The sequence below is a fragment of the Pseudoalteromonas sp. SCSIO 43088 genome, from assembly GCF_023650795.1.
Lineage (GTDB): Bacteria > Pseudomonadota > Gammaproteobacteria > Enterobacterales > Alteromonadaceae > Pseudoalteromonas > Pseudoalteromonas shioyasakiensis.
Genome location: NZ_CP072675.1, coordinates 1,374,305 through 1,387,521 on the forward strand (window position 1 = coordinate 1,374,305; position 13,217 = coordinate 1,387,521).

The following is a 13,217-nucleotide window of genomic DNA, read 5'->3' on the forward strand; positions in this document are numbered from 1 at the left end:
ATCTTAAGTGGATCTTAAGATTCAAAGCGTAAGCTGGTGATGCTAAAGCGGTTTTTATCTAAATGAGTAACATATGAAATTGTTGATTATAGAAGATTCGGTGTCATTAAGACGTAGTCTACGAATTGGTCTTGAGAACCTAGGTTTTACTATTGATGAAACCGGCGATGGCGCTGAAGGTTTGAGTATGGCAATGACTGCTGAGTACGAATTAATCATACTCGACATTATGTTACCCAGTATTGATGGCATTACGTTATTACAAACCATAAGAGCAAAACAGCTCGACGTGCGAGTGCTTATTTTATCTGCCAAGCAAGAACCAGAAGATAGAGTAAAAGGACTACTCACCGGGGCGGATGATTACCTGACCAAACCATTTTCGTTTGATGAGCTGCATGCACGGTTATTAAATTTAATGCGTCGCGGCGGCCTGAAAACAATCAGTGATGTGATCCGCATTGATAACTTGGCTTTAAATTTACAATTAAAACTTTTGCAAGTTAACGACACCGTTATCGATTTAACCCCTAACGAATATAAAATAGTCGAGTGCTTGTTTAGTAATCAAAACAAAGTGATCACAGCTGAAAAGTTAAGTACCTATATTGCTGGGCAATATGACTTAGTTTCAAAAAACTCCATTGAAGCACATTTATCATCGGCGCGTAAAAAGGTGAGGGCAGCAGGTAGCGAGTTACCTATTCAAACTAAGCGTGGTTTTGGTTATATCATTCAAGGAAAATAATGAAATCAATTCGCAGTAAGTTAGTAACCACATTATCGATTACTATAACTGGGCTAGTGCTGAGTATTTTAGTTGCTACCGATATCGCCGTTGATAGTTGGATTGATAACGAATTTAATCGTGGTTTGAAATCAAAAGCCGGCATGCTTATGTCATTGATTGATATTGACGAAGAAGAAATTGATTTTGATTTTTCAGGGCAATTCATGCCTGAGTTTTCTGGCAGTACAGAAACTGAGTATTTTCAAATTTGGTCGCAGTCTGGCGTGTTTGCGCGTTCAGAAAGCTTGCACCTTTTCTCACAAAAGAACCTACCTCTAGAGAAAATAAAGCTTGGCGAGACAAAAATCATCAATACCGAGTTACCTGATGGTCGCAATGGGCAGGTTATTTATACTCGCTTTATACCGCCTTTAGACCTAGACGATGATGAAGACTTTATTGAAGGCGTTAACACCTCTTTGCAACAACCCATAACCTTAGCTTATGCGGCTTCATCAGAAGAAGTTGACTTTGTTTTATGGCTCATCGACGTTATTTTTGTTGTTTCTACTGTGTCAGTAATTGTATTCATTCGTCTATTTGTGCGTAAATCGGTCGACAGTTCTTTAGCGCCGCTGAATAAACTAAACCGGGATATTAGTAGGCTTAGTATCGCGGATAAAAGTGCAGTGATAACAATAAAAGAGCCTGTTAAAGAGCTGCAACCCATTGTTGATAGCTTAAATGCCTTTATACGGGAAAACCGCCAGCTTTATTTTCGTGAAAGACGCTTAACCTCGGATATTGCTCATGAGTTAAAAACGCCTATAGCTGAGCTTATTAATATGGCTGAAGTGGCCATTCGTTTTCCAAATGAAAAAGAGTTTGAGGCAGACTTTAAACCCGAAGTGCTAAAAATTAGCCAGCGTTTAAAGAGCATTGTGTCAAACTTATTATTACTGCATAAATACAGTGATGAAGCACTCCCAAAGCAAGATGCATGTGATTTAAACCAGGTTATTTTACGTACCTTAGAAAAACATGATTTAGAGCGAATTAAGTTTGAGTTTCAAGATGATGTTCCTGCTATTGTCAGTAATTTATTTGCCCTTGAATCAATCATCACCAACCTTGTAAATAACGCCAAGCAATATAGCCCTGATAAGAGCGTTGTGACTGTAAGCACGCTACTGACTAAAGAGGATAAGCTGCAATTCTCTGTTACAAATGAATTAAAAGTACCTTTAACAGAAGACGATTTGAGCCAGTTATTTGATCCACTCTGGCAAAAAGACAGTGCCAGAACCTCTAATGATAACTTTGGGTTAGGCTTATCTATTGCCAAAGCGTTAAGTAAAGCAATTGACGCTGAACTTCAGGTGTCGTTAAGTGGGCAAAACATAACCTTTAGTTTGATTATTTCTTAAGGCTTTGCAGGCGTTTAATATGTGTGCAACACTGAGGTTATCAAAAAGAAATTAATAACAATAAGGAACAACACGATGGGAAAAATTATAGGTATTGCTTTAATCGTTATTGGTGTGGCGCTAGCCGTATGGGGATATAACGTGTATGACTCTGCAAGTGCGCAAATTAGCCGCACGTTTAGTGGTGATACACCAATTGAAGCTTGGCTCGGTATGGTCGGGGGTGCAATTTGCGCAATTGTGGGTATTTTAAAAGTTAAATAACCGCAAACATTGAAATCAATTAGCTAATACCTGATACTGTTTTTATATACAGTGTCGGGTTTGGCTATGAAAACACAATTACCAGCAAAATATTATTTAAGTCACTTCTTTGAGCTTGCTGAATTTATACAATCTCAGTGCAAGCATCTGCTTTTAGAAGAGCAGCAGTTATTTCTTGAAAAACTCCTTCAACTTGATGAGCAAAGCTTATGTACTTTGCTGCGTATTTATTCTCGAAAGCCAAAAGTCGTTGCGTTGTCATCATTAAATTATGAAGAGATCCCTAATCTGCACGGTGCTATTTTTAAGCTAAAGCAGCAAGGGTTGGTGGCACATCCTAGCAGCGACGAATTAGATCTATTGCTTGAGCATTTAACCAAGCCAACTCTGTTAACCCTATTAGCAAATGAAGAGCTAATGGCGACTTATCCTGATTACAAAAAGTCAGCCAGTAAACAGAGTTTAACCCAGCTGTGTAAAGAGCATATTGACCGCAACCACAGTGAATTAGAGTCGTTGTTTAGTCAGTTCGTGGTCAATAGCCGAAGTCAGTATTATGAATACTTTGAATTTTTACATAGCGGCCGACTAAGTGGCGGTGATATCAATCATCAAAATCGTTTTGTGATGCGTGATTTGGGAATTGCAAAAGTGCGTGGTGATGTCAGTGAAAGCATCTCTCGTTTTCAAACACTCGCCGAAGCACAAACGCATTACCAATTAAATAAGCTGCGAATGCAGTTCAAAGAAAGCGAGTCAGAATTACAGTATCAAAACTTAGCCCAAGCGCTTTTAGCCATTAACTCTGAAGATGAATTAGCCCAGAGTATCAAAAACAAGTTATTGATCCGCTTATACAAGCAGCTTAAAGATCATGACTTAGCATTTGCATTTGAATTACTTGAGCACTGTGAAGGTAGCAGTGAAGCGCAAGAGCTAGCAATTCGCCAGCGTTACAAACAAGGTGATAAAAGCTGGGTAGAACAAAAGCTTGAACAAGTTATTCTAGACCCACTAGATGATGGCATTTTGTATTTTGCAGAGGACTTTTTACAGCGTAAATATAACAAGCAACAACGCTCACGCCTAACACAAATGCTCATCGATACAGAGCATCAATTAGAGATTGATGACATTTACCGTGGCGATGTAGAGCAAGGAGTGTGCGAGCATTATCAGCAGCTTGGTAATACAGTATTTTTTACCGAGAATAATCTTTGGTTGAGTTTTTTTACCTTAACGTTCTGGCAAGAACTCTTTATAGAGACCCCGCACCCGCCATGTAATGAATTTGATCTTTATCCAAAGGTGTTGCTGGCTGATTGTTTTTACACAGTTCAACAAACACAAATTGAGCAAAAGCTTGCAAAATTCACTAGTAATGAAGCCTTATATAAATATGTTTGCAAAAACGTGGGGCAGTTTTATGAAGCCCCTAACGCTGTGTTTGTGTGGCACAGCGATATGTTAGAGCCGCTAGAGGTATTAATAAAACACAGCCCGCTTGAAAATTTAAAAGCGCATTTACTACAAATGACAAAAACCTTTAAGCAGCTCAAAGACGGCTACCCAGACTTGATGGTGCTTAAAGGGGATAAGCTCACCTTTGAAGAAGTGAAAGCCCCTGGCGACAAACTAAGACGCAACCAACTTGTCAGTATTGAGGTATTAAAGCAACATGGCTTTGCAGTGAATATCGTTGCGGTAAATTGGTTTAATGATCCGAATCGAATTTATAGTGTGGTGGATATAGAAACCACCGGTGGCGTACAAGGTAATAATAAAATTACTGAAATAGCCGTTGTGCAGTTACAAGCGGGCGAAGTAATTAAACAATGGGCGAGTTTAATCAATCCTGAGCGCAGTATTCCTGCTTTTATCACCAAGTTAACGGGGATAAACGCCGCTATGGTTCGTGATGCGCCACGCTTTGCAGAGGTTGCCGATACACTGCGCTCACTATTAAAAGGCAGCGTATTTGTTGCCCATAATGTAAATTTTGATTACGGCTTTATTCGCAAAGAGTACAGTGCAATCGGGCAGGGCTTTAAAATGCCAAAGCTATGTACCGTAGTTGAATCACGCAAGGCATTTCCAAAGCTTAAGTCATATTCGCTCGGTAACTTAGCGGCACATTTTGAATTGAATTTAACGAATCATCATAGAGCGTTAGCTGATGCAACTGCCACAGCAGAACTGTTAAATCTGATTCAACAAACACAATCAAAAAAGGCGAGTTAAACTCGCCTTGTAAACTTAATCTGCCCCATTTTAAATAAGGTTATTCGTATTCGATAGGGTCAGTAACGTTATTTAAAGCAAAGGCTTCTAAGCGCTCTTGGCAAGCACCACATTTACCACAGGCTTTGTCGCGGCCGTTGTAACAGGTCCATGTTTGGCTGTAATCAAGACCCATTTTTAAACCGTCTGTCAAAATGTCGATTTTGGTATTGTTTAAGTACGGGCTGAAAATTTCAACAGCGTCGTAATTGGCAATACGGCAAACATCATCCATTTTTTGTACGAACTCAGGGCGACAGTCTGGATAAATTGCATGATCGCCTGAATGGGCACCGTAATAAACTTTACTAGCTTTTAAAGACACTGCATAACCCACAGCCAGTGATAGTAAAATCATGTTGCGGTTAGGCACAATTGTGCTCTTCATGCTTTCTTCTTCGTAGTGACCTTCTGGTACTTCGATATCATCAGTTAGTGATGAGCCACCAATCAACTGGTTGATCGCTGAAATATCAACAATCTTGTGAGAAACACCTAACTTTTCACATACTTGAGCAGCTACTTTAAGCTCTTTAACATGACGCTGGCCGTAGTCGAACGACAGGGCATACACTTCGTGGCCTTGTTGCAGGGCTTTATTTAATACGGTAAATGAGTCCATACCGCCGGAATAAATCACAACTACTTTTTGCGTCATATCTGTTTTGCTCTTACTTTTGATAGAGGTTTACTTCAGGGCGCGATATACTACACGGCTCGGGCCTAAATAACAATTTTTGCGCGTGTTTTTGGTTTTTTTGATGGTATGTATTTTATACCGTTGCGTCGTAAGTGAGATGTCTTTTGTACAAAATTAACGAAGTGTTTGAAACAATTCAAGGTGAAGCGAGTTTTACGGGTACACCTTCAATCTTTTTACGTTTACAAGGCTGCCCTGTGGGCTGTGCTTGGTGTGATACAAAACAAACATGGGACGTTGATAACGTATATAAAGTGTCACTTGATGACACCGTTGAGAAAAAAGCAGACTCAGATCATTGGGCTGAAGCAACAGCTGAGCAAGTGTTAGCGCTATTTAAAGAACGTGGCTACAACGCAAAGCATGTGGTGATCACTGGTGGTGAGCCTTGCATGTACGACCTAAATCCAGTGTGTGAATTATTACACGCAAATGGCTATTCGACTCAAATTGAAACCAGCGGTACATTTGAAATTTTAGTCCCTGAGCAGACATGGGTGACTGTATCACCAAAAATTAATATGCGTGGTGGCTACAACGTATTACGCAGTGCAATGCAACGCGCTGATGAAATTAAGCACCCAGTGGCAATGCAAAAGCATGTGGAAGAGCTCGAAGATTTATTCTTAAAAACGGGTGTGAATCCACGTTTAGTGTATCTGCAACCAATTAGCCAAAAGACCTCTGCAACTAAGCTTGCCATTGAAACCTGTATTGCAAAGAATTGGCGTTTATCGGTTCAAGTACATAAATATTTAGGAATTAGTTAGGGTTTAGCCGTCAGCCGTCAGCCGTCAGCCGTCAGCCGTCAGCCGTCAGCCGTCAGCCGTCAGATCTGTGATCTGACCCCGATAAAGTAGATACGGGGTTTAATCTTTCTAGTTAAAAACAAAAAAGCGTTGCACTATGGCAACGCTTTTTTGCTATGTTCCTTGTAACCCCATCCTAACCGACAAAGAAAGTTGATCCAGTGCAAACAAAAATTCCAAGAAAAAATAATACTAATCTCAATATTTTGTTTTCAGGCACAGAAGGGATTTTCTGACCTGTATAAGGTGCATATATTATTTTATCAAGAATAAAAGCATATATATATCTATAAAAGTATACAAAGATGCCTAGGCATATTAACAACTTTTCAATTGGCTCGAAACCAATAACAAAAATCACTCCTAATGAGAACCAAATAACACCCAATAAAATAACTAACTTTTCTTTTAATAGCACGCGAATTCAACTCCGAAGTGCACCACTCGCTAAATTAAGCCGCCTTGCGTAATTCTTCGAATACGACTGCTGGCTGTTTATACCCCAGACATTTTCTCGGTCTGGCATTTAACGCTCGTTCAATCTCAGCAATTTGCTTGTCTGTTACCGTGCGTAAGTCAGTGCCTTTGCGTATGTATTGGCGCAGCAAGCCGTTAAAGTTTTCATTTAATCCACGTTCCCATGATGAGTATGGATTAGCGAAATAGATATCCGTTTTCAGTTTCTTTGCAACCTGTTCGTGGTCACAGAATTCACACCCATTATCTGCCGTTATGGTATGAACGTGACGGCGATAACGCCACAGCATGCCGACCATAGCTCGGCTCACATCAGCCGCGCACTTTGCTGGTACTTTACGTATCAGATACAGCTTACTTTTGCGCTCAACCAGGCTGACTATGGCTCCTGTCCCTTGCTTACCGAGAACGGTATCGACTTCCCAGTCCCCAAACCGCTTTTTCTTGTCAACAATCGCTGGACGGTGCTCAATGCCCACCCGATTCGGGATAATGACACGCTTCGCACGACGACCTTTGCGATATCGTCGATGACCTTGGCGTAAGTGCCTAAACAACTTGCCACCGCTCAATTTATCCCGTTGCACATAGCCGTAAATCCACGCATGACTCACTGAAAGCCCAATAATTCGACCCACGCCTGCAATTTGCTCGGGACTCCACTTTTGTTCTAATCCGAACTCAACAAAGGTGATGGTCTGCTTAGATAGACACGACTTTGCGGCTTGAACGCGCCTTTTGAGTGTCTTAGCCTGGGCGACTTCGGGTAGATAGTGATTTTCCCGGACCCTATTTCGTCTGACTTCTCGGCTGATAGTGCTATGACTGACTTTCAGGCGTTTGCCTATTTCACGATAACTAAAACCCTCGCGTAAGTAGGCTTCTATCTGGTATCTTTGTCCTTCGATCAACTGCTTGTAACTCATGGTAAATACTTCTGTTTGTTTGGCGACGATAGAGTACCACCAACAGGCAGTTGATCTCTTCTCACCGTTTAACCATGAGTGGTGCACTTATTATCTGAATTCGGGCATAGTTAACGCTCTCTTATTTCGGTAAGCCCTATACTTTTGGGCTCTTGAAAGCACTGCATAAAGGGTTCTAGTTAGGTAACTTGTAGATGAACAATATACTTGTTTTAAACCTAAATTTATTCCTATTTTATCTGCTATTTATATAAGTTTGTCAATTGAGTCAGTGGCCTTAAAAACAAAAAAGCGTTGCACCATGGCAACGCTTTTTTACTATGTTCTCGTAACTCCATCTTAACCAACAAAGAAAGTTGATCCAGTGCAAGAAAAAATTCCAAGAAAAAATAATACTAATCTCAATATTTTGTTTTCAGGCACAGGAGGGATCTCCTGACCTGTGTGAGGGGCATATATGCTTTTATTAAGAATAAAAGCATATATATATCTATAAAAGTATATAAAGAAGCCTAGGCATATTAACAATTTTTCAATTGGCTCGAAACCGATAACAAAGATCACTCCTAGTGAGAACCAAATAACACCCAATAAAATAACTAACTTTTCTTTTAATAGCATAGTTAACGCTCTCTTATTTCGGTAAGCCCTATACTTTTGGGCTCTTGAAAGCACTGCATAAAGGGTTCTAGTTAGGTAACTTGTAGATGAACAATATACTTGTTTTAAACCTAAATTTATTCCTATTTTATCTGCTATTTATATAAGTTTGTAAATTGAGTCAGTGGCCTTAAAAACAAAAAAGCGTTGCACCATGGCAACGCTTTTTTACTATGTTCTCGTAACTCGTAACTATCAATTCTGCGCTAAATAGTCCAACACCACCTGATGATGGTCTTTGGTTTTGAACTTATCAAACACGTGTTTGATTTTACCGTCTTGGCTTACAAGGAAGCTAATACGATGAATTCCTTCGTATTCTTTACCCATAAACTTCTTGTAACCCCAAATACCAAAGGCATCAGCAATCGCGTGATCTTCGTCGGCTAGTAAATCAAAGTTAAGCTCTTTTTTGGTTTCAAAATTCTTTAAACGCTTGATTGGATCTGGGCTGATACCCACAACACGCGTGTTAAATTTAGCAAGCTCAGCTTTTTCATCACGTAAGTTCTCTGCTTGTACAGTACAACCCGGTGTTGACGCTTTAGGGTAGAAATAAACCAGTACTTGCTGCTCTTTTAAAAGATCAGCTAACACGATAGTTTCGTCATTCTGATTTTGTAAGCTAAAAGCAGGGGCTGTATCGCCTGCTTGTAATGGATTAATTGTTTTCATGCTTTGCTCCTTAGCGAATGCGTCTGAAAATATAATCTACGTTCAAACTACGAGAAAGATCTTCAAAGCTCACTTTAAAGTTATCAATATCGACTTCAACAGGAATATTAAACTCGAGTTCGCAGCGCATTTTAAGCTCGTCATCTTCATCGTAAGTGTCTGACTTGAGAGAACAAATGCTTATGTTGTTATCAGCAAAAAAGCGCGTAACTTTACTTAATGTTCCTGGTGTATCAATACCTGTGTATTCGAGGGTGTAACCGGCACAAAATTCACATGCAACATGACTTGCTGTGCGTTTCATCATGGTTAAAAGACCAAGCTCCATACCTTTAGTTGGCAATGTATGTTCAATACGGCTAATTGCCGACATATCACCTGCTAATAGCATGATAAAGGTAAATTCGTTGCCCAAAATAGCAATGCGACTGTCAATTATATTGCAATGGCAATCACTCACTAACTGAGTTAATTCGCTAACGATACCGGGTCTATCTTCGCCAATCGCAGTGAGCACTATCTGATGATTTGTAAAAGCAGTCATGGAATTTTAAATACCTAGTAAATAACAATACCAATGGATATAAGCTTAAATAAGCTTTGATTTCACGTGAGTTTAATACCGCACGGCGGCGAAGTTTAACATAATTTGCTCCGTTAACGATAGCGGCGATTAATTAAGCCGTGAATAAAGTGCGCTCTTTCTTGTTTTTAGGGGCATCAGAAAGTACCATAGTTAAAATTTTGCAAGGCGATAAGCAATCAAATACGTTACGCTAGCCCAATCTATTAGGGTTTTTTGCATAAAAACAATAAATGTAAAGTTAAAAGTGATTTTACAGTGAACCAAATCGGCATTACCCACTCATATATTTGTTAAAAAAATTAAGGGTTTGCTAAGGAGAAATATCTGTGCAGTATTGGATCTCAAAGGCGCTTGCTGTAAGCGTAATGGTAAGTTTAACAGGGTGCGGTGTTTTTACCGATGAAGCGCACCACAAACGCAATTATCGTGCTAACGAAGCGGTGAAAGCTCCAGCAGGATTAGCGCAACCAGCTCAAGATCCAACTTATAAAATGGATGTTGCGCAATACGACAACAATCCTGAAGCTAAAAACTATCGTCCGCCAGCGCAAGTAATTACCATTGCTCAAGGTACTTGGGTTGAAGAAGGTGACACAGAAGCACGTGTCTACTTTGATAAAAACGATGGTATCGAAGATTTAGATGTATTTATCTGGGACTCTATTAAAGCTGTTCTAGCAGAAAAAAATACCGCCGCTTTAAAAGAAGACAAAGCCTCAAATTCAATTGAAACAGGTTGGTATGCCATTATTAAACCTGAAGAAGGTTGGTTCTGGGAAACTGAAACTGAAGTATCACAGCAGCGCTTTATCTTCACAATTGAAGAAAAGTCGCATCAGCGTACAGCTTCGTTAACTTCTAAGCTTGCTGATTATAAAAGTGACTCAGTACCGTTAACACCATTACTACAGCAACAGCTTGAAGTTCGCGCGTTAAACCAAGTGATTGCAGAGTTTGATTATCGTTACCGTCAACTTGAAGTTGATATGCGTAAACAACAAGGCATTATTTCATTAGAAATGGGCTTTGATAACAAAGGTAATGCGGCATTGGTTACAGAGCAAGATTACAACATGGTGTTTGATCGTTTCTCAGGTTTCTTAGAGCGCTTATCTTTCACTATCGTAGAGATTGACCAAGAGCGTGGTTTGATCACGGCTGATTACAAAAAGCCTGAGTCAAGCGTATGGGATTCAATTTGGGGCGAAGAATTATCTGAACTTCCAATTGAAGATGGCCAATACCAAATTCTTGTTAGCCGCACCAATGATGGCGGCACAAGTTTAACTTGGATGGACTCTGAAGGTTCGACATTAGAGCCTGGTACAATGAATGACCTCCAGCAAGCATTAGAAAATGCACTGCGTCAGCGCGGTATCAATATTTAATAATTAAAAAAGTCAAAACCACCACAAAAAGAGCTTAGCCGCTCTTTTTGTGGTTTTTACAGGTTGAAAATATGTCTAACTTAAACACAGCAAATCGCAGTGACTTGCGAACCTTGTTTACCTTTTTCGTTCCTTCACTTATAGGTGTCTTCTTGTTTATGACGCCGGTACCCATAGGTGAAGCAATGACCATTCCGATTGCTGTTATGGCAAAAGCAGTGCAAGAGTGGATTGGCCCATTTGCACTGGGGTTAATTACCAGCATTGTTTGTATCACCGGTATTTTATCTTTAGTGATAAAGTTGTTTAAACCGCAGCCATTACTTAAGTTCTTTATAATTAAACATTTATTTGATGTTAGTTGGCTGTGGCTGAGTGTTCGATTACTGGGTATGGTTTTTATCGTTCTGACCTACACTAAACAAGGGCCAGAAATGATTATTTCCGGTAATACCGGTGCACTGGTGTTAAACGACTTGTTGCCAGTATTGTTTTCTGTGTTTGTTTTAGCGGGCTTACTATTACCATTATTATTAAACTTCGGCTTGTTAGAGCTAGTCGGTACCTTATTAACTAAAGTTATGCGCCCACTTTTTGGTGTGCCAGGCCGAAGTGCGGTTAACTGTGTAGCATCTTGGTTAGGTGATGGCAGTGTGGGTATTTTGATGACCGCTCGTCAGTATGAAGATAAACATTATACGCAGCGCGAAGCGGCCATTATTGGTACCACTTTCTCAGCTGTATCAATTACCTTTTGTTTAGTTGTGATTGGTCAAGTAAAGCTTGAGCACCTTTTTGCACCGTTTTACTTAACAGTGTGTTTAGCTGGTTTAGCCGCAGCGCTAATTGTGCCTCGTTTACCACCGCTACGCTTTAAAAAAGATCTCTATGTAGATGGAACAGAGCCTGATAAAGACGCAGAGTCAGTGCCTGAAGGTAAAACATTAGTTTCTCATTCACTTGATGTGGCGCTTGCTAAAGCACGCACTGCACCGGGCTTTGCTGGTACAGTAAAAGAAGGCTTACATAACGCATTTGATATGGTATTTGCAGTATTACCTGTGGTTATGGCTGTAGGCACATTTGCCTTGATTATTGCTGAATATACGCCAATTTTTGAGTATATGGGCAAGCCGTTTGTACCATTCTTAGAGCTATTACAAGTACCAGAAGCTGAAGCTGCCGCACAAACAATTATGGTTGGCTTTGCTGATATGTTTATTCCGTCGATTCTTGCCGCTGGTAGTATCGAAAGTGATGTAACACGCTTTATCGTTGCTGCAATGAGTGTGACGCAATTGATTTATATGTCGGAAGTAGGCGCACTGCTTTTAGGTAGCAAAATCCCGGTTAATATTATCGAGTTGTTCTTCATCTTTATTTTAAGAACCTTAGTAACATTACCGGTGATTGTCTTAATGGCACATTGGTTAGTGTAAACTAAGCTGAAGTCTATAAAAGAAAAGCCCTGATTATTCATCAGGGCTTTTTTTATCTTCATTAACATCGCTTTTAGGCACTTTGAAGTCCATTTTTGCTGCATGTTTTAGCAACATAAGGTTACCAATTACTACACCAAATACGGCAACAACAATGGCTATAATTTGCCAAGTTTCCATCTTGAAATCCTGCCGATATACACAGCGATATAGTAGCACTTAAAATCGTCTTGCATAAGACAGTGAAATAAAATCAAGGCCAGGGTTAGGGCTTTTGAACCCCGCATTTGAGTAATGTAAATACCTAAGAGCTAAGGTTGAGTCTTCACCTAGGTCTGCAACCAAACCCAACCTATCCTCAAACTGATAGTGAGTACTAACGTTTTTACCTGCAAAATGGGTGTCATCTAACAGTGAAACCCCGATCCCAAACTCCACATAAACAGGCATGTTTTTCACATTAAATACAGGGTATTGGATCACCGGAGACATAGCTAACACGATATTAGTTTGATGTTTGTTGTCTTTGCCATACTGCCAAATATTAAAACTAGACTCGAAGTACAAACGGGCGTGTTGAAAGGGCAGCTTTTCATTGGGTATATGGTACTGGTAGGCCAGTTTTAAGCCTTTTACATCCCCTTCACCTTGAATGTAATCAACGGCATAGCCATGGTTTGAAGCAGCATAAGTTGGTGTTGCTAGTAGGGCGGCTACACTTAACATAAGTGCTTTTAGTGGGTGTTTTAGTTTCATCTCGGTACTTCTGATTATGACTGTGAGCAAGTAGATAAGGGCGGAGGTAAGAACTTTTCAATGTGCGTAAAAACACAGAAGCTGTGCACATTCTCATATT

The 13,217-nt window shown here is 40.0% G+C and carries 13 protein-coding genes; 7 read left to right on the forward strand and 6 right to left on the reverse strand.

From position 1 onward, the window contains the following. The first annotated feature begins 73 nt into the window (after positions 1 to 73). The 4 genes from J8Z28_RS06280 (at position 74) to J8Z28_RS06295 (ending at position 4,662) form a co-directional block, all read left to right on the forward strand. Complete coding sequence (locus J8Z28_RS06280; protein ID WP_250660100.1) at positions 74 to 748, forward strand: response regulator transcription factor; 675 nt, start codon at positions 74 to 76, stop codon at positions 746 to 748. Beyond that, positions 748 to 2,157, forward strand: coding sequence for a sensor histidine kinase (locus J8Z28_RS06285; protein WP_250660101.1), 1,410 nt, complete (start codon positions 748 to 750; stop codon positions 2,155 to 2,157). Before J8Z28_RS06280 ends, J8Z28_RS06285 begins: the two co-directional genes overlap by 1 nt. Positions 2,158 to 2,232: 75 nt before the next feature. After that, positions 2,233 to 2,421: a DUF3185 family protein gene (locus J8Z28_RS06290; protein WP_054553751.1), complete on the forward strand. Its 189-nt coding sequence runs from the start codon at positions 2,233 to 2,235 to the stop codon at positions 2,419 to 2,421. A gap of 66 nt (positions 2,422 to 2,487) precedes the next feature. Next, entirely contained in the window at positions 2,488 to 4,662 is a 2,175-nt protein-coding gene (locus J8Z28_RS06295) for an exonuclease domain-containing protein (RefSeq protein WP_250660102.1), read from the forward strand. Between the two features lie 40 nt (positions 4,663 to 4,702). Here the strand turns inward: J8Z28_RS06295 and queC are convergent, their stop codons facing one another. Beyond that, positions 4,703 to 5,383, reverse strand: coding sequence for a 7-cyano-7-deazaguanine synthase QueC (gene queC, locus J8Z28_RS06300; protein ID WP_268795049.1), 681 nt, complete (start codon positions 5,381 to 5,383; stop codon positions 4,703 to 4,705). A gap of 122 nt (positions 5,384 to 5,505) precedes the next feature. On the opposite strand from queC, the gene queE reads away from it, so the two are divergent. Continuing rightward, the gene (queE, locus tag J8Z28_RS06305) at positions 5,506 to 6,171 is read left to right on the forward strand and encodes a 7-carboxy-7-deazaguanine synthase QueE (protein WP_130150641.1); all 666 of its coding nucleotides are present in this window, start codon (positions 5,506 to 5,508) and stop codon (positions 6,169 to 6,171) included. A gap of 491 nt (positions 6,172 to 6,662) precedes the next feature. Here the strand turns inward: queE and J8Z28_RS06310 are convergent, their stop codons facing one another. The 3 genes from J8Z28_RS06310 to J8Z28_RS06320 form a co-directional block, all read right to left on the reverse strand. Then, positions 6,663 to 7,613: an IS30 family transposase gene (locus J8Z28_RS06310; RefSeq protein ID WP_250659387.1), complete on the reverse strand. Its 951-nt coding sequence runs from the start codon at positions 7,611 to 7,613 to the stop codon at positions 6,663 to 6,665. Positions 7,614 to 8,468: 855 nt separating this feature from the next. Next, on the reverse strand, positions 8,469 to 8,948 hold the full coding sequence (gene bcp / locus J8Z28_RS06315; RefSeq protein ID WP_250660103.1) for a thioredoxin-dependent thiol peroxidase: 480 nt from the start codon (positions 8,946 to 8,948) through the stop codon (positions 8,469 to 8,471). A gap of 10 nt (positions 8,949 to 8,958) precedes the next feature. Further along, positions 8,959 to 9,492 (reverse strand): glycine cleavage system transcriptional repressor, encoded by a 534-nt coding sequence (locus tag J8Z28_RS06320; protein WP_054553746.1) that lies wholly within the window; start codon positions 9,490 to 9,492, stop codon positions 8,959 to 8,961. Between the two features lie 368 nt (positions 9,493 to 9,860). On the opposite strand from J8Z28_RS06320, the gene bamC reads away from it, so the two are divergent. Continuing rightward, the gene (gene bamC, locus J8Z28_RS06325; protein ID WP_058586243.1) at positions 9,861 to 10,922 is read left to right on the forward strand and encodes an NlpB/DapX family lipoprotein; all 1,062 of its coding nucleotides are present in this window, start codon (positions 9,861 to 9,863) and stop codon (positions 10,920 to 10,922) included. Between the two features lie 71 nt (positions 10,923 to 10,993). Next, positions 10,994 to 12,361: a YjiH family protein gene (locus J8Z28_RS06330; protein WP_054563596.1), complete on the forward strand. Its 1,368-nt coding sequence runs from the start codon at positions 10,994 to 10,996 to the stop codon at positions 12,359 to 12,361. Between the two features lie 33 nt (positions 12,362 to 12,394). Here J8Z28_RS06330 and J8Z28_RS06335 read toward each other — a convergent pair whose 3' ends face one another. After that, a complete protein-coding gene (locus J8Z28_RS06335; RefSeq protein ID WP_082401729.1) occupies positions 12,395 to 12,541 on the reverse strand; it encodes a DUF2897 family protein in 147 nt (48 codons plus the stop codon). Between the two features lie 39 nt (positions 12,542 to 12,580). Then, entirely contained in the window at positions 12,581 to 13,117 is a 537-nt protein-coding gene (locus J8Z28_RS06340) for an acyloxyacyl hydrolase (RefSeq protein ID WP_054563597.1), read from the reverse strand. Positions 13,118 to 13,217: the final 100 nt, after the last annotated feature.